This is a genomic window from Flavobacterium piscis, from assembly GCF_031457575.1.
In the GTDB taxonomy this organism is placed as follows: domain Bacteria; phylum Bacteroidota; class Bacteroidia; order Flavobacteriales; family Flavobacteriaceae; genus Flavobacterium; species Flavobacterium piscis_A.
Map to the genome: position 1 here is coordinate 18684 of NZ_JAVDWQ010000011.1, position 18375 is coordinate 37058.

General features: G+C 35.2%; 15 protein-coding genes. 13 read left to right on the top strand and 2 right to left on the bottom strand.

Annotation, left to right across the window (positions count from 1 at the left end; all coding sequences use genetic code 11):
- From glmS to J2W48_RS15485, 13 genes are all read left to right on the top strand, one after another.
- Entirely contained in the window at nt 1–1851 is a 1851-nt protein-coding gene (gene glmS, locus J2W48_RS15425) for a glutamine--fructose-6-phosphate transaminase (isomerizing) (protein WP_310282536.1), read from the top strand.
- Between the two features lie 295 nt (nt 1852–2146).
- Nucleotides 2147–4951, top strand: coding sequence for a carboxypeptidase-like regulatory domain-containing protein (locus J2W48_RS15430; protein ID WP_310282537.1), 2805 nt, complete (start codon nt 2147–2149; stop codon nt 4949–4951).
- Between the two features lie 45 nt (nt 4952–4996).
- A complete protein-coding gene (locus J2W48_RS15435; RefSeq protein ID WP_310282538.1) occupies nt 4997–6460 on the top strand; it encodes an SGNH/GDSL hydrolase family protein in 1464 nt (487 codons plus the stop codon).
- 234 nt (nt 6461–6694) lie between these two features.
- On the top strand, nt 6695–8206 hold the full coding sequence (atpD, locus tag J2W48_RS15440) for a F0F1 ATP synthase subunit beta (protein ID WP_310282539.1): 1512 nt from the start codon (nt 6695–6697) through the stop codon (nt 8204–8206).
- Between the two features lie 86 nt (nt 8207–8292).
- Nucleotides 8293–8574: a F0F1 ATP synthase subunit delta/epsilon gene (locus J2W48_RS15445; protein ID WP_310282540.1), complete on the top strand. Its 282-nt coding sequence runs from the start codon at nt 8293–8295 to the stop codon at nt 8572–8574.
- 63 nt (nt 8575–8637) lie between these two features.
- Entirely contained in the window at nt 8638–9174 is a 537-nt protein-coding gene (locus J2W48_RS15450; protein ID WP_310282541.1) for a hypothetical protein, read from the top strand.
- Nucleotides 9175–9350: 176 nt separating this feature from the next.
- Nucleotides 9351–10487, top strand: a complete 1137-nt coding sequence (locus tag J2W48_RS15455; RefSeq protein ID WP_310282542.1) for an aminotransferase class I/II-fold pyridoxal phosphate-dependent enzyme — start codon at nt 9351–9353, stop codon at nt 10485–10487.
- A gap of 261 nt (nt 10488–10748) precedes the next feature.
- The gene (locus tag J2W48_RS15460; protein WP_310282543.1) at nt 10749–11612 is read left to right on the top strand and encodes a TraB/GumN family protein; all 864 of its coding nucleotides are present in this window, start codon (nt 10749–10751) and stop codon (nt 11610–11612) included.
- A 7-nt stretch (nt 11613–11619) separates the two neighbouring features.
- Nucleotides 11620–12123 (top strand): RNA polymerase sigma factor, encoded by a 504-nt coding sequence (locus J2W48_RS15465; protein WP_310282544.1) that lies wholly within the window; start codon nt 11620–11622, stop codon nt 12121–12123.
- Nucleotides 12113–12727: a hypothetical protein gene (locus J2W48_RS15470; RefSeq protein ID WP_310282545.1), complete on the top strand. Its 615-nt coding sequence runs from the start codon at nt 12113–12115 to the stop codon at nt 12725–12727. The genes J2W48_RS15465 and J2W48_RS15470 overlap by 11 nt, the downstream gene beginning before the upstream one ends.
- Before the next feature lie 155 nt (nt 12728–12882).
- Complete coding sequence (bioD, locus tag J2W48_RS15475) at nt 12883–13500, top strand: dethiobiotin synthase (protein ID WP_310282546.1); 618 nt, start codon at nt 12883–12885, stop codon at nt 13498–13500.
- 100 nt (nt 13501–13600) lie between these two features.
- Nucleotides 13601–14872, top strand: coding sequence for an adenosylmethionine--8-amino-7-oxononanoate transaminase (gene bioA / locus J2W48_RS15480; RefSeq protein ID WP_310282547.1), 1272 nt, complete (start codon nt 13601–13603; stop codon nt 14870–14872).
- Nucleotides 14873–14994: 122 nt separating this feature from the next.
- Nucleotides 14995–16164, top strand: a complete 1170-nt coding sequence (locus tag J2W48_RS15485) for a beta-ketoacyl synthase N-terminal-like domain-containing protein (protein WP_310282548.1) — start codon at nt 14995–14997, stop codon at nt 16162–16164.
- A gap of 308 nt (nt 16165–16472) precedes the next feature.
- Here the strand turns inward: J2W48_RS15485 and J2W48_RS15490 are convergent, their stop codons facing one another.
- The gene (locus tag J2W48_RS15490) at nt 16473–17417 is read right to left on the bottom strand and encodes an OmpA family protein (protein ID WP_310282549.1); all 945 of its coding nucleotides are present in this window, start codon (nt 17415–17417) and stop codon (nt 16473–16475) included.
- 187 nt (nt 17418–17604) lie between these two features.
- Nucleotides 17605–18366, bottom strand: coding sequence for an exodeoxyribonuclease III (locus J2W48_RS15495; protein WP_310282550.1), 762 nt, complete (start codon nt 18364–18366; stop codon nt 17605–17607).
- Between the last annotated feature and the right edge of the window lie 9 nt (nt 18367–18375).

Genomic DNA, 18375 nt, shown 5'->3' on the forward strand with positions numbered 1-18375 from the left:
ATGTGTGGAATTGTTGGATATATTGGCTATAGAGAAGCTTATCCTATAGTAATAAAAGGATTAAAACGACTCGAATACAGAGGATACGATAGTGCTGGTGTAATGTTATACGACAGCAAATCAGGCATTAAACTTTGCAAAACAAAAGGCAAGGTTTCAGATCTGGAAGAAAAAGCAAAAACAAATTTTACCTCAAACGGTACTATAGGAATTGGGCATACCCGTTGGGCAACACATGGTGTCCCTAACGATGTAAACTCACATCCTCATCTTTCAAATTCAGGAGATTTGGCTATAATCCATAATGGTATTATAGAAAATTACGCTCCTTTGAAAGAAGAATTAAAAAAAAGAGGATATATTTTCCATTCAGATACTGATACAGAAGTTTTGGTAAACTTAATTGAAGAAATCCAGAAAAAAGAAAAAATAAAATTAGGAAAAGCAGTTCAAATTGCCCTTAATCAAGTGGTAGGAGCTTATGCTATTGCTGTTTTTGATAAAAAAAACCCTAATGAAATAGTAGCAGCAAGATTAGGCAGTCCATTGGCAATTGGTGTAGGAGAAGGAGAATATTTTATCGCTTCTGATGCATCCCCATTTATTGAATATACTTCAAATGCAATATATTTAGAAGATGGCGAAATGGCTAATATCCGATTACACAAGCCTCTTAAAATCAGAAAAATAAAAGATGATTCTTCGGTAGATCCCTACATACAAGAACTTCAAATGAATTTGGAGCAAATTGAAAAAGGGGGGTATGATCATTTCATGCTTAAAGAGATCTACGAGCAGCCAAACGTTATCAAAGATACTTACCGAGGCAGGCTTCATGCAAATCAAGGAATTGTTCAGATGGCCGGGATTGAAGATAATCTTGCGAAATTCCTAAATGCCAACAGAATTATTATTGTTGCCTGTGGAACCTCATGGCATGCAGGTTTAGTGGCTGAATACATTTTTGAAGAATTCACCCGTATTCCCGTAGAAGTTGAATATGCTTCTGAATTTAGATACAGAAATCCTATTATTAACAAAAATGATATCGTAATTGCAATTTCCCAGTCTGGCGAAACTGCTGATACTATGGCTGCTATAAAGTTGGCAAAAGAAAATGGCGCATTTGTTTTTGGCGTTTGCAATGTTGTTGGATCTTCTATTTCAAGAGAAAGTCACGCAGGAGCTTATACCCATGCAGGCCCGGAAATTGGAGTAGCATCAACTAAGGCCTTTACAACTCAGATTACTGTTTTGGCCATGATTGCGCTACGTTTAGGCAAAGCCAAAGGAACTTTATCCAATACTGACTTTCATACTTATTTACAAGAATTAGAAATAATTCCTGAAAAAGTCGCAGAAGCTTTAGAAACAAATGATAAAGCAAAAGAAATTGCTGCCGCTTTTAAAGATGCACCCAACTGCCTTTATTTAGGACGTGGTTATAACTTTCCTGTAGCATTGGAAGGAGCATTAAAGCTGAAAGAAATATCTTATATTCACGCTGAAGGCTATCCTGCCGCTGAAATGAAACATGGCCCTATTGCTCTAATTGATGAGCACATGCCTGTTATTGTGATTGCACCTAAGCAGGGGCATTATGATAAAATTGTAAGTAATATTCAGGAAATAAAATCCAGAAGTGGTAAAATTATTGCCGTTGTTACCAAAGGAGATACACAAGTACGTGATTTAGCAGATTATGTTATTGAAATTCCGGAAACTTCAGATGCATTATCACCTCTTATTACTACTATACCTTTACAGCTTTTATCCTACCATATTGCCGTAATGAGAGGATGTAATGTTGACCAGCCTCGTAACTTGGCCAAATCTGTTACAGTAGAATAAATACATAATTTTTATATTTCAAAGCGGGATTTTAGTCCCGCTTTTTCTATTTACAATAAATTTTAATTTTAGTAGTATTTTTATATTATCCTTAAAATTTTTCTTAAAATTTATATGTATGCATAGTATTTGTGTTTTTTAAACACCGTTTCTTGATGTTAATCCAATAAACTAACCTATTAAATAGTTAAAATAATCTATATATTTATATGAAATATTAAATTTATTTAACGTTTTTTTAATAATAACAAAAATATTTGTAATTTGGCTACATAAACTAACAAAACCAATTCCAATGAGAGTGTATTTGCTAATTATGTTGTTTTCCTGCGGAATTTCCTTTTCGCAAAATACAATTAGTGGTTCAGTTACTGACAGTAACAAAGAATCTATTCCTGGCGCTAACGTTACTATAGTAGGCGATCAATCCGGAACGTCAACTGATTTTGACGGTTCATTTAAATTAAATACTTCAGCCAAACTACCCTTTACAATAAAGGTTACTGCTGTAGGGTATGAATCTAAAACCATCAACATTACATCTGCAAATCAAAAAGTCGATGTAATATTAAAAGATGAAGAAAACAAACTGGAGGAAATAGTAGTCTCAGCTTCAAGGACACCAGAACGTGTTATAGAATCCCCTGTTACTATTGAGAGAATGGGAATTCAGGAAATTAAAAACACAACAGCTCCAACATTTTATGATGGTTTGGAGAACCTAAAAGAAGTAAACTTTAACACAAGCAGTATTTCATTTAAATCTATCAATACGCGTGGTTTTGCTACCGTAGCTAATACACGTTTTATGCAATTGGTTGACGGGATGGATAATTCATCGCCTGCTCTAAACTTTGTTTTAGGAAATTTAATTGGGATTTCTGATTTGGACGTTGCCAACGTAGAACTTTTACCGGGAGCTTCTTCTGCCCTTTATGGGGCAAATGCATTTAATGGTATTTTATTCATGAATAGCAAAAGTCCTTTCACAAATGAAGGAATCAGCGTTTATTACAAATACGGGCAAACAAGCCAGAATGCAGCAGGAACAAATGATTATAATGATTTTGGAATTAGAGCAGCCAAAGCGTTTACAAAACATTTTGCTTTTAAAGCAAACTTTACTTACATGGAAGCAACAGAATGGATTGCTGCCGACACCAGAAGCATGACAGGTGGCGCTATCGGACATGCAACAAACCAAAATTACGATGGACTAAATCTTTATGGAGACGAGGTTACTACATTTATTCCAAATGTTGGACAGGTAAGCAGAACAGGTTATCGTGAGCAGGATTTGACAGATAACAAAGTTAAAAATATCAAAACAGATTTTTCTGCACATATTAAACCCTGGGCAGATGAAACAGAAATCATTTTACAATATAAAATTGGCTTAGGAAGTACTATTTACCAGGGAGCAAACAGATATGCCTTAAAGGATTTCATGATGCAACAAGGAAAAATTGAGGTAAAAGGCAAGAACTTTTTTGCAAGATTTTATGCAACAGATGAAGATGCAGGAAATTCATACGATATGAGGTTTGCAGCCTGGAACATAAACAGAGCAGCCAAATCAGATACTGAATGGTTTACAAATTACGCAACAGCTTATCAGTTATCAGGAGCAGTTATGGGAACAAATGCAAATGAATCGGCTCTAATTGCCAGAAATTATGCTGACTATAACCAATTACCAGCTGCTTTGGCGCCGCTTCCTCAATTTACAACGGCACCAACTGGACAACCAAGATTCGAACCGGGCTCCGCGCAATTCAATCAAGCTCTTAAGACTGTAACTGCAAATCCTGATTTAACCCAGGGAGCCAAGTTTATTGATCAGTCAAAATTATATCATTCGGATGTTAATTATAACTTCAAAGACATTATAAAATTTGCTGAAATCCAGGTAGGCGGATCATGGAGAAAATATATAATGGATTCACAGGGAACTATTTTTACAGATTATGACGGACCAATTGACTACAAGGAATATGGAGCTTATGGTCAATTAACTAAAAAATTCATGGACGACAGATTGAAATTTACAGGATCTATGCGCTATGATAAAAGTCAAAATTTTGATGGCAATATTTCTCCTAGAGTTTCTTTTGTATACTCTGCCGGAGAGTCTAAAAGACATAACTTCAGATTGTCTTATCAAACAGGTTTCCGTAATCCAACAACTCAGGATCAATATATTGGCTTAGATTTAGGACCATTTGCATTAATTGGTTCTGCTCCTGAAAATTTAGACCGCTTTCAAGAGGTTGTAAATGTAAGTGCGGCAGGTCAAACTGTAGCAGGTCAGCCCGCTACTATAAATATGTCTGGCCAAAACGCATATGGCAATGCTTATACTCTAACCTCTGTTCAGGCATTCGCTGCTTCATCAAATCCGGGAGACCTTCAGGTAGCTAATATAGGACTGGTAAAACCAGAACAAGTTCAGGCTTTTGAAGCAGGATATCGTTCAGTAGTTCAAAATGACTTGTCAATTGATTTGAATGCTTATTATAATATTTATAACGATTTCATGAATACTGCCAGAGTAATATCTCCTTATTACGGAACAGTAGGAACAGATTCTTCTAATCCTGCAGTACAGCAAACCTATCAGGCACTAGCATTTGGAGACAGAAGAGTGTATCAGGTATACACAAACACTACAGCTCAGATTACCTCTCTAGGATTTGGAGCTGGCCTGAGTAAAAAAGTATATAAAAATTTTGAATTGGGAGTCAACTACAACTATGCTCAATTTGACTTTGATCAATCTGACGACCCAAGTTTTGTTGCAGGATTTAACACTCCAAAACACAGAATTAAAGGATCACTAGGAAATTCTAAACTAACAAAAAATTTAGGCTTTAATGTGAATGTAAGATGGAACACAGAATACATATGGCAATCTTCTTTTGGAGATGGTATGATTCCTGAAAACACCGTTTTGGATGCCCAGATAAATTATGCATTCCCAAAATTAAAATCAGTTCTTAAAATTGGTGCTACGAATCTTTTTGGAGATGATTACCTTCAGGTTATTGGAGCAGGAGCTATTGGTCAACAATGGTTTGCATCATTAACTATCAATCCATAATTTGTAGTTATCTCTATTGAACTATTAATTTCAAACTAAAAAATCATGAAAAAAAATATAAAATGGCTGTTATTGGTTTCCTTAACCTTTATGGCATGTAATAATGATGATAATGACAGTCCGGCTGAAGTTCCTGTTACCCCAGGATCGGCAGTGTTTACAAAGTATGTAGCACTTGGAGATTCTTTTGCTGCCGGATATAGTGATAATGCCCTTTTTAAAAGAGGTCAGGAAGGAGCCTATACAAATATTTTAGCACAGCAATTTGTTGCTGCAGGAGGAGGAACTTTTACAACTCCCCTTATGAATGATAATATTGGCGGTTTGCTTTTAGGAGGAAATGTCGTTGCTGGAACACGTTTATATTTCAATGGGGCAGGTCCCGTTAATGTGACCGGTACACCAACCACCGAAGTAACAACTCATCTTACAGGTTCATTTAACAACCTGGGTGTCCCTGGAGCCAAAAGTTTTCACTTGCTAGCTGCTGGTTATGGTAATGTTGCCGGAGTTGCATCAGGAGCTGCAAATCCTTATTTTGCCAGATTTGCAAGTACACCTTCAACGACAATTTTGGCTGATGCGGTTTCGCAGTCCCCTACTTTTTTCTCTTTATTCATTGGGGGAAATGATGTTTTAAGTTACGCAACTTCTGGTGGAATTGGAAAAGACCAAACCGGGAATATGAATCCTGCAACATACGGCAGTAATGACATTACAGATCCAACCGTTTTTGCAAGTGTATATTCAAACTTAGTAACAGCTTTAACGACTAATGGAGCAAAAGGAGTTGTCGCTAATTTGCCATACATTACCGCTTTGCCTTATTTCACAACTGTTCCTTACAATCCTGTTCCTCTTTCAGAGGCTTTGGCAACACAGTTAAATGCCGGTTATGCTGTTTATAATGGAGGTCTCGACCAATTAGTTGCAGCCCAAATGCTTTCAGCAGAGGAGGCGGCAAGAAGAAAAATCATATTTAAAGCTGGTAACAATGCAGTAGTAATTGTAGATAGCTATTTAACAAATCTTTCTGCTGTGGGACTTCCGTCTTACAGACAAGCTACCAAAGATGATTTAGTGATTTTATCTGCAAGAACATTTATTGGTACAACTGTAGGAGGAGACCCTACTAAAGTAAATGGGCTTTCAGTACCATTGGCAGATAATTGGGTGTTAACTAAAGACGAAGCTGCAGAAGTTAAAAAAGCAACAGATGCTTATAATGAAACAATTGCAGCCGTTGCAAAAGAAAAAGGTTTAGCTTTTGTTGATACAAGAGCAATAATGACTCAATTGTCAAGTGGAGGATATAGATTTGGGAATTATACAATGTCTTCTACTTATGTAACAGGTGGTGCGTTTTCATTAGATGGTGTTCATCCAAGCTCAAGGGGATATGGCTTAATTGCCAATATATTTATTGATGCAATTAATGAAAAATACGATTCAACCCTACGTCATGTGGATTTAGGTTCGTATCCAATTCAATATCCTGCATCATTATAAAAAAAACCATTTTTTCTAAGAAAGTCACTCGTTTCCAAAATGTAGTGGCTTTTTTATTTACACAAAAAAATACCACTTTGGATATTTATAGGCCAGGCTTTTATGAATCAAACAAAAACATAGTATTTTTTATAAAAAAAATATTGATTTTATATATTAAAAAATTATCTTTGCGCTCTGAAAAAAGAGGTATTTTCGTTAAACCTAAATAGCTATTTAATAAACACATAAGTAATGTCAAAAGTAATAGGAAAAGTTGCCCAAATCATTGGACCAGTAGTTGATGTCGTTTTTAACGGTAAAGATGTTGAACTTCCAAAAATTTATGATTCACTAGAAATCACTAAAAAAGACGGAACATTATTAGTTCTTGAAGTACAATCTCACATTGGTGAAAACACTGTTCGTACCATTTCTATGGACTCAACAGACGGATTATCGAGAGGATATGAAGTAGTTGGAACTGGTAATCCAATCCAAATGCCAATCGGTCCGGATGTATACGGAAGATTATTCAATGTAATTGGAGATGCAATTGACGGTTTAGGAAACTTGCCAAAAACAGGAGAAAACGGTTTATCTATTCACAGACAAGCACCCAGGTTTGAAGATTTATCAACTTCATCTGAAGTTTTATTCACAGGAATCAAAGTAATAGATTTAATTGAGCCTTATGCAAAAGGAGGTAAAATTGGATTGTTTGGTGGTGCCGGTGTTGGTAAAACAGTTTTGATTCAGGAGTTGATCAACAATATCGCAAAAGGTCACGGTGGACTTTCTGTATTCGCAGGAGTTGGAGAAAGAACACGTGAAGGAAATGACTTGCTTCGTGAGATGTTAGAGTCAGGAATTATTAAATATGGTGATGATTTCATGCACTCTATGGAAAATGGAGGATGGGATTTATCTAAAGTAGATATGCCAGGAATGAGAGAGTCTAAAGCTACTTTCGTTTTCGGACAAATGAATGAGCCTCCTGGAGCTCGTGCTCGTGTGGCACTTTCAGGATTATCTATTGCAGAGTATTTCCGTGATGGAGCAGGAACGGATCAGGGTAAAGACGTATTGTTCTTCGTTGATAACATCTTCCGTTTTACACAAGCAGGTTCTGAAGTATCAGCACTTTTAGGACGTATGCCTTCTGCTGTAGGGTACCAACCAACTTTGGCAACAGAGATGGGAGCTATGCAAGAGCGTATTACATCTACAAACAAAGGATCTATTACATCTGTACAAGCGGTTTACGTTCCTGCGGATGACTTAACTGACCCGGCACCGGCAACAACGTTTGCTCACTTAGATGCCACAACTGTATTGTCTCGTAAAATTGCTGAGCTGGGTATTTATCCAGCGGTTGACCCGTTAGATTCTACTTCAAGAATTTTAACTCCTCAAATTTTAGGAGATGAGCATTATGACTGTGCACAAAGAGTAAAAGAAATTCTTCAAAAATACAAACAATTGCAGGATATTATTGCGATCTTAGGTATGGAAGAATTATCTGAAGAAGATAAACTATCAGTATCAAGAGCACGTCGTGTTCAACGTTTCTTATCCCAACCTTTCCACGTAGCGGAACAATTTACGGGTATTCCAGGAGTATTGGTTGACATTAAAGATACTATCAAAGGATTCAACATGATTATTGACGGTGAATTAGATCACCTTCCGGAATCAGCTTTCAACTTGAAAGGTTCTATTCAGGATGCTATCGAAGCTGGAGAAAAAATGTTGGCTGAAGCATAATATATAAGTTAAAAGTTAGAGGTTAGAAGTTAAACGTTTGTTCGCAACTTCTAACCTTTAACAAATAACTTCTAACCCAAAAAAAGATGATTTTAGAAATAGTATCACCAGAAGCAAAATTATTTTCAGGAGAAGTAACTTCAGTTACATTACCAGGAGTTGATGGAAGCTTTCAAATATTGAACCACCACGCTCCTATTGTTTCTATTTTAGAAAAAGGAACCATAAAAATTACAGCCACAAGCTTTAATTTCTCAAAAGAAGTAGCGGGAAAATTCACAAAAGTAAATGACCAGACCTACACATTAGAAATTGAGTCAGGTACTATCGAAATGAAAGACAATAAAATAATTGTTTTAGCCGACTAAGGCAATTCAATAAATAATTATAAGCCAAGCAGCAATGTTTGGCTTTTTTTTTATTTTTGAAATATGAAAAACAGCAATAAATCTGAAATTTCAATATTAGAAAAAAAAAGAAGTTGGTATGAATTAGTATTAGCTGCTGTTTTTTTTAGTGTTTTTATCTATTTGTTTGGTATAATGATTTATGTGATTTATTTAGGCATATCTCTTGTACCTTGCATTAAGCTTATTGCTTCATTTATTTCTGTTGGAGGTTTCTGTTTTGTCTATGGATTAAACTTTTCTGCGACAAAAGATATCATTATAAATGTTAGTGAGTGTATTATCATAACAAGATTTGTTGTCGGACCATTTTCATATGATGTAAAATCAAAAGTAACAGAGTTTGAATATGTTTCTTTTTTTCAAAACAAATGGGGTGAATATGGAACTAATCTTTGGTATGTAAAAAACAGGCATTATAAAATGTGTGATTTTAAAAATAAAGAATCGGCTTATCAATTTTGTTTAAATCTTTCCAATAAACTAAATATTGACCTACTCGATGCAACTGAAAAAGGAAATTTTAAATGGATTGAGAAAGAAGACTTACAGATCAGTTAATGCCAACTTTAAAATTTGGCTTTTTGTTTTCAGAGCTAACTGCTTCGTCGATTCGCTTCACTCGTGTCAGTCAGTATCTATTTACCTGTCTAAAGAAGGTAACAAGGACCCTGTTTCCATTTGGGTTAAGGATCAGAATTAAAAGAAGTTTAATCTGAAATTCATAACTTTGTTTTATGCAATTACCGAAAAACCTTCTTCAGAAACTCGAAAACCGAAAGCAAAACAATTCTTTAAGAAGATTGCCAAGTTTTAATAATCTTGTCGATTTCTCTTCCAACGATTACATAGGATTTTCGAAATCTGAATCTATATTTAAACTCGCACACCATTATCTGATCGAAAATGATATTATTCAGAATGGGGCAACTGGTTCAAGATTAATTTCCGGCAACCATTTTATTTATCAAATTGCAGAGCATTTTATTTCTCAATTTCATGGTGCTGAATCGGCTTTAATTTTTAATTCGGGCTATGATGCCAATGTTGGCTTTTTCAGCGCTGTACCACAACGAAATGATGTTATTCTGTATGATGAATTAAGCCATGCTTCTATTCGGGACGGAATTACAATGTCAAACGCTAAATCATATAAATTCAACCATAATGATTTTGAAGATTTAGAACACCTCATTCAGAAATTCCGGGATACGAACATCTATATTGTTACGGAAACCGTTTTTTCGATGGATGGTGACAGCCCAAATCTTGAAGAATTAGTACAGCTTTCTGAAAAACACAATTGCTATTTAGTTGTTGATGAAGCGCATACTTTAGGTGTTTTTGGAGAAAAAGGCGAAGGATTAACACAATATCTGCAACTTCAGGACAGAATTTTTGCACGAATCATGACTTTCGGAAAAGGTTTAGGCTGTCACGGAGCGGTTGTATTAGGAAGTGCTGAACTTATGGAGTACTTAGTTAACTTTGCCCGCAGCTTTATTTATACAACAGGATTATCTCCACATTCTATTGCTACAATCTTAACTTCCTATCAACAATTAGAAACAGACACGGCAACCATTGAAAAGTTGCGCCAAAATATCGTGTATTTCAATCAGCAAAAAAACTTATTAGGCCTAAAACCTATGTTTGTCCGAAGCAAATCAGCCATTCAGTCTGCTATTATTCCAGGGAATGAAAATACTAAGCGAATAGCCCAACAACTCCAGGACAAAGGGTTTGATGTAAAACCTATCCTTTCCCCTACCGTTCCGGAAGGACAGGAGCGTCTGCGTTTTTGTATCCATAGTTACAATTCAGAAGAAGAAATCAATCATGTTCTGGAACTATTAAGGGATTTTATATTTTAACATTATTCCACAGGGATTCTTGAAATTTTCGCAAAGAGTCACAAGTTAGTTTTGTGGCTCTTTGCGTTTTTCCTTTTGTGAATCGCTGCAAAATTTAGAATTTTATAAAAAAATATATTCGCCTAAAGCCTGTATTTACTCAACTTTCATAAAAAGTTTAAAATTTTTTGTAACGTTTTGATTGTTTAATTACTTACGAGTCGTAATCAAATCGGAAATTTATATAGCGTTTCAATCATCAACCTTAATCAATCAGCAAAAATGAAAAATTTATTCAAATCAGCAGTAGTAGCAATCGCAATTATTTTTAGTACCGTAATTCAAGCCCAAACGAAATCTCCAAAACTAGAAAATTCCCTTTTATGGGAAGTTTCAGGGAACGGATTATCAAAACCTTCTTATTTGTATGGAACCATCCACATGATTTGCTCAGCAGATTATTTTCTGACGGAAAAAGCAAAAAAAGCATTCGATTCCTCAACTAAATTAGTATTGGAAATTGATTTGTCTGATCCAAAAGAAATAACAGATATGCAACAAATGGCAATGGGAAAAGAGCCTCTTAGCAAAACACTAAGTGCTCAGGATTTACAAAAATTAGACAACATCCTCCAAAAAAAGACAGGAATGACCATTCAGCAAGTAGACAGTTTTAGTTTATTTACGGTTATGAGCTTAATTTCAATGAAAACTTTTGGTTGTAATGACTTGAAATTTTATGAAATGAATTTTATAGAAACAGCCAAACAAAGAAATATTCCAATTAGTGGACTTGAAACGGTGAAAGATCAAATGGAAGCATTTAGAAAAGGGTATTCAGATACAGAAATGATCGCTATGCTGGAAGAATCCAGTAAAGAGGAAACAGCAAAATTAACAGCCCAATACAAAGTGGAAAACATAACCGCATTATACGACATTACTACTGATATAAAATTCACAAGCGAGATAACAAGAAAAAGCATACTGGATAACAGAAATGAAAATTGGGTTAAACAAATGCCTGAACTAATGAAAAACGAAAGCCTCTTTTTTGCAGTAGGATCAGCGCATTTAGCGGGCGAATCAGGAGTCATCAATTTGTTAAGAAAAGTGGGATACACGGTTAAACCAGTAATGAAATAGTGCTGTTTTGAAAGAGAAAGAACAAGAATTTTTAAACCGGATAGAAAGCCATAAAGGAATTTTGTACAAAGTTTCGAAGATGTACATGGACAATTATGATGATCAACAGGATTTGTTTCAGGAGATTGTCTGTCAGCTTTGGAAATCGTATGATACATTTAGAAATGAAAGTCAGTTTTCGACCTGGATGTACCGTGTGGCAGTTAATACGGCTATCGTTTTTTTGAAAAAAGAAAAACGAAAAGTAGACAAGTATGAAATTGCTTCAGAAAACATTAAAGACGATGAAGGCGATTCTCACGTAAAAGAAAGTCAGCTAGAGCATTTTTACAAAGCAGTTCAGAAACTGCAAAAAATTGACAAAGCGATTATTTTCTATCAGCTTGAAGGCTTCTCACATAAGGAAATTGGAGAAAATCTTGGAATCTCTGAAGGAAATGCCCGAGTAAAATTAAACAGGGCAAAAGAAAAATTAAAAGAAATAATTAAAAATCAAGGATATGGATTTTAACGACATACAAAACGCATGGAATAACGAAAAGACAGATAATGTTGTTGTTCCTGATAATTTAAAAAAAATACAATCGGCCAACACACCTTTGGATAAAATTAGAAAAAACCTTAAAAATGAGTTTTTCTACCAAATCATTTCAATGATATTAATCGGATTTTCACCAATTATATTTCAGTTTCCGGAGAAATCCATAACACCTTTTTATTTGCTTTTTAGCATATTTGTGGCAGTTAGTATCTATTATTTAGTAAAGCTCTATTTGTTTTACAAAAGACTAAACAATATCACTTTAAAAACAAAAGACAGTTTGTACGAAACCTATTTTGATGTGCGTTTGAATATGGAATTATACAAAACATTCGGATTTGCCTTAACACCTTTTGTGATTTTGTTTTTGATTGGACATGCATATTACCAGTTTCCTCAAACGCAAAACATGACAATTGATACTTTAAATAATATTCAACTGGCCGGGATTTTTTCTGCTGTAACCTTTTCAATTTTGTTTATGGGATTAGCTTTAGAATGGTGGGTACATCATTTTTACGGTAAATATGCCAAAGAAATAAGAAAAGTAATCGACGAATTAAAAGAAGAATAATAAACATAGCCCATCGTAATGATGGGTTTGTTGTTTTTATTGGTATTTTTGAAGAAAGAAATTATTACACAGAGATTCACTGGGAGAGTCACAAAGTTGCACTAAGATTTTGTGAATCTTTTTTTTCTTTGCAAATCTCTGTGAAACAAACGCCTATGAAAATATTTATAACCGGGATTTCTACAGACGTGGGCAAAACAATTGCCTCTTCTATAATTGTTGAAGCTTTACAAGCCGATTATTGGAAACCAATTCAGGCAGGAGATCTGAAAAATTCCGATAGTCATAAAGTAAAGTCAAAAATCAAAAATCAAAAATCAAAAGTCTTCCCTAATTCCTATCAATTAAACACCCCAGCGAGTCCTCATCTGGCGGCAGAAATTGATGGAATTGTTATTAATTTATCTGAAATTAAAGAACCGAAAACTGATAATCACTTGGTTATTGAAGGAGCTGGCGGGATCTTTGTCCCGTTAAACGAAAAAGATACTATTATCGATTTAATACAACCAGATTATAAAGTAATTGTAGTTTCAAGACATTATTTGGGAAGTATTAATCATACCTTGTTGACTATCGAAGTCATCCAAAATAGAGGTTTGAAAGTCTCCGGAATTATCTTCAGCGGAAGCGAAAACAAATCAACAGAAAGCATAATTTTGAACAAAACAGGAATAAAATGCATTGGAAGAATTGACGAAGAGCCCTATTTTGACCAAAATGTAGTTCGTGAATACGCTGATTTATTTCGGGAGAATCTTTTAAATTTATAGGGAATAGAAAAAAGAACAAAGAGAATAGACTTTCTTATCTTTGTCGAAAATTATAGCGTGTAGTCTTTATTCTATACTCTATTTTCTATATTCTTAAAAAATGACTTTAACAGAAAAAGACAGCCAATACCTTTGGCATCCTTATACTCAACATAAAACATCACAGATCCCAATTGTCATTTCAAGAGGTGAAGGAGCTTTACTTTGGGACGAAAACAATAAAGAATATATTGATGCCATTGCCTCCTGGTGGGTAAATCCGTTTGGGCACAGCAACAAATACATTGCTGATGCCATTTATAAACAACTGACTACTCTGGAACATGTTTTATTTGGAGGTTTTACTCATGAACCGGCAATAAAAGTGGCAGAAAAACTGATGGAAATTTTACCTAAAAACCAACAAAAAATATTCTTTTCGGATAATGGATCAACCGCTGTTGAAGTAGCTATTAAAGTGGCGTTACAGTATTTTTTTAATAAAAATGAGAAACGAACCACTATAATTGCTTTTGAAAATGCTTTTCACGGCGATACTTTTGCCGCAATGGCAGCAAGCGGAATTTCATTTTATACTCAGGCATTTCAGGGAATGTTTATTGATGTCGTTCGGATTCCGGTTCCTGTAAAAGGACACGAACAAGCTAGTTTTGATGCTTTGAAAAATGTAATTCAAAGTCATAATTGCGCGGGGTTTATTTTTGAACCTTTGGTTCAGGGTGCAGCCGGAATGGTAATGTATGAGTCGGAAGCTTTGGCAAAATTAATTAAAGTCTGCAAAGAAAATGATATTTTAACCATTGCAGATGAAGTCATGACCGGTTTTGGTAAAACAGGAAGAAATTTTGCCATGGATTATGTTTCTGAAGAACCAGATATGATTTGTTTATCAAAAGCGTTAACGGGAGGAACAATCCCAATGTCGATTACGACTTTTACCCAAGACGTTTTTGATGCTTTTTATGATGACGATATTAACAAAGCCTTATTTCATGGTCACACGTTTACGGCAAATCCAACGGGTTGTGCAGCTGCTTTAGCCAGTATTGATTTATTGCTAACTGATGAAATGCAAGCTAATATTGAAAGAATCAATAAGAAACATTTGGAATTTCAGAAGAAAATTGAAAATCATCCAAAAGTAATTACAGCCAGAACGCTGGGTGTTATTTTTGCCTTAGAAATAAAATCCTCTTCTAAAGAAAGTTATTACGGCTCCATGCGTAACAAATTATACAATTTCTTTATTGACAAAGGAGTTATTTTGAGACCTGTGGGCAATATCGTGTATATTCTTCCTCCCTATATCATGACCGATGAGCAACTTTTAAAAGTATACTCTACAATTGAAGAAGCGATTGAAATGGTTTAATTTTTTTAAACTATATAAGTTCAAATAAGTAGCGTGACTTGTATTCTATAATATGAACTTATATCACTTATATGGTTAATATTGCATAAACTTTTGCGAACTTTGCGGTTAAATTAATTACTTTGAATTCACCAAAAATCTCCATAACTGCTTTTTCTTCGATTTCTCCTTTAGGAAACAATCCTGAGAAAATTTGGAAAAAGTATCTTAACAACCAACATTGTTTTACAACACAATTTCTTGATCAGCAGGAAACTTCAATTGCAGTTTTAGAAGCTGACTCCAAGAAAATTATTGCCAAAGTTCGGGAATCTGATATCAAATATAAGTTTCTGGACGATTCGGTTTTGTTTGCTTTGGCTGCTTCACGAAAGGCTATTAATCAGGCAGGCTGGAATAAAAATGATATTTTCGGAATCAATATAGGGTCTTCCCGGGGTGCAACTGATTTATTCGAAAAACACTATAAGGAATATCTTGATACAGGAAAAGCGCAAACCTTAGCCTCTCCAACCACTACTTTAGGAAATATTTCCTCCTGGATTGCACACGATTTACAAAGTGTGGGTCCAGAAATTTCACATTCTATTACGTGCTCTACCGCACTTCATGCTCTTTTAAATGGAGTTGCCTGGCTAAAATCTGGAATGGCTGACAAATTTTTGGTTGGAGGTAGTGAAGCTCCGCTGACCGATTTTACAATAGCCCAGATGCGTGCCCTGAAAATATATTCCCGCATTAACCAAAAAGAAGAATTGTGGCCCAATCTCGCTTTTGACTTTGAAAAAACACAAAACACCATGATTTTGGGAGAAGGTTCCGGTGTTTGTTGTCTGGAAACGGGTGAAAAAGAAAACGCAATAGCTTATGTAACAGGAGTAGGTTATGCAACTGAAATTTTAGAACATAACATTTCCATTTCAGCCGAAGCGGACTGTTTTCAGAAGTCGATGAAAATGGCCTTAAAAAATGAAAATCCGGAAGATGTAGATGTTATTGTCATGCATGCACCCGGAACCATAAAAGGTGATTTGACGGAATTGCGGGCTATTGAAAAAGTATTTGGAGAAAATATCCCGCTCTTAACAACAAATAAATGGAAAATAGGCCACACTTTCGGTGCATCTGGAATGTTAAGTCTGGAATTAGCTCTTTTAATGATGCAGTATGATACGTTTATCAATGTTCCATTTGCTAAAACACAAAATCAAACAAAAAGCATACAAAAAGTCTTGATTAATGCTGTTGGTTTTGGAGGCAATGCCGTAAGTATTTTAATCGAAAAAGCATAAATATGAATCGTTCCTGCGAAAATCCTTTTGTCATGCTTTGTTATCAACGGATTAAATCCGTTGATAATATGCAATGATAAATTTAAAAAAGTTCCAGAGGAACGATTCATATAATACCATTTAGAAATATAAAACAGTCTTTTGTTTTCCTTACTCCAGCCCTCTTCAAAGGAGAAGGAGTAAAAAAAATCGGATTATTTTATATTTCTAAATGGTATAAAATTGATTTTAGGACGAACTAAGAATATCAATAAAAAAGGCTCAAAGTTTTAAAACTCTGAGCCTTTGTACCTTTGTACCTATGAACCTTAATTAATACTATTAAGCATTTCTGCTATTTCATCTAAATTTGGTGTCAGGATAATTTCAATTCTACGGTTTTTAGCTTTTCCCTCTGCAGTTGTGTTACTTGCCAAAGGCGAAAACTCACTGCGTCCTGCTGCAGTTAATTTTTGTTTGTTGATTCTGGTGTTTTCACTTAAAATAGCCACAATTGCTGTCGCTCTTTTAGTAGATAAATCCCAGTTATTGGCTATTGGACCAGAACCTCCGTACGGATCGTCATCTGTATGACCTTCTATTAAAACGGAAAGATCCGGATTGTCACCTAAAACTTTTCCTAATTCTACAACTGCTCTTTTACCTTCAGTTCCTACTGCCCAGCTTCCTGAATTGAAAAGCAGTTTGTTTTCCATGGAAACATATACTTTTCCATTTTTTTGTTCTACAGTCAACCCTTTTCCTTCAAAACCATTTAAGGCTTTAGACAATGTTTCCTTAAGTGTTCTCATAGCTGCTTCTTTGGCAGCAATCATGGCTTCCAGTTCATTCAGACGATTTGCTGTTTTATCAAGACGTGCTTGTTCTTCGGCCAGAGCTTTTGATTTTGCTTCTAATTGCGCCAACAATTCACGATTTTTGTTCATGTTTTTTTCCAGGGCATCATTACTGTTCTTCTCTAATGCATTGTATGAATCCTGCAATACTTTGTATTTTTTTTGCTCAGCAGCTAAATCGGCTTTTTGTTTTTCAAGTTCTGCTTTTGTACTGTTCAGATCCTTGGTTAAAGCGTCACGATTCAATTCTAACTGATTTTTTGCTTTTTGCAGTTCGGCATTTTCATCAGCAATTGAGCGGTTTTCTTTTTTTAAATCTGAATATTTTGATTCCAGATCGTTGTAAATTTTCTTGGACACACATGATGAAGCGGATAAGGCTAATACTAATAGTCCGATTGAGGCTTTTTTAATCATTTTTGCTTATGGTATTTAATAATTTAGGTTATCAATTCTTATAAAATTCCTTTTTATCGTAAAGCCCCAGCCCTGATGGAAGCGGTATCCTTTTTATATGCTTTTTTTGCGTATAAAAAGATTTAGCGTACAGCAGGAATAAGCTCCTGAAAAAATTACTGTTTACTTCACAATAACAATACCAGTTTTACCCGATTTCGACTAAAACCGGACAATGGTCTGAATGTATCGCATCTGGCAAAATAACGGCACGTTTTAACCTGTGCTGCAAAGTATTGCTGACCAGATTATAATCGATACGCCAGCCTTTATTATTTCCTCTCGCTCCGGCACGATAACTCCACCACGAATAATGATGGGGATCTTTGTTGAAATGACGAAAGCTATCAACGAAACCGGTTTTCATAAAACCATCAAGCCACGCCCGCTCAGCAGGGAGGAATCCTGAAACTGTTTTGTTGCGAACAGGATCATGAATATCTATTGCTTCATGGCAAATATTGTAATCACCACAAATAATAAGGTTTGGAATCGTAATTTTCAGTTCGTTGATATACGTTTGAAAATCATCCATAAACATAAATTTATGGTCTAAACGATCGATGTTAGTACCCGAAGGTAAATAAAGGCTCATTACGGAGCAATCATCAAAATCGGCACGAAGATTACGGCCTTCGAAATCCATGTGATGAATTCCGGTTCCGAAAACGACATTATTGGGTTTTATTTTAGATAAGATAGCCACACCACTGTAGCCTTTTTTGGTTGCAGGATAATAGTATTGATACGGATAACCTGCTTTTGTTATATCTTCTGTCGGAATTTGCTCTTGTGTAGCCTTGATTTCCTGAAGACAAATTACGTCCGGATTAGCTTGTTCCAGCCAATTGATAAAGCCTTTAGCAATGGCGGCACGTATTCCGTTTACATTATAAGAAATAATTTTCATTCACCTTTT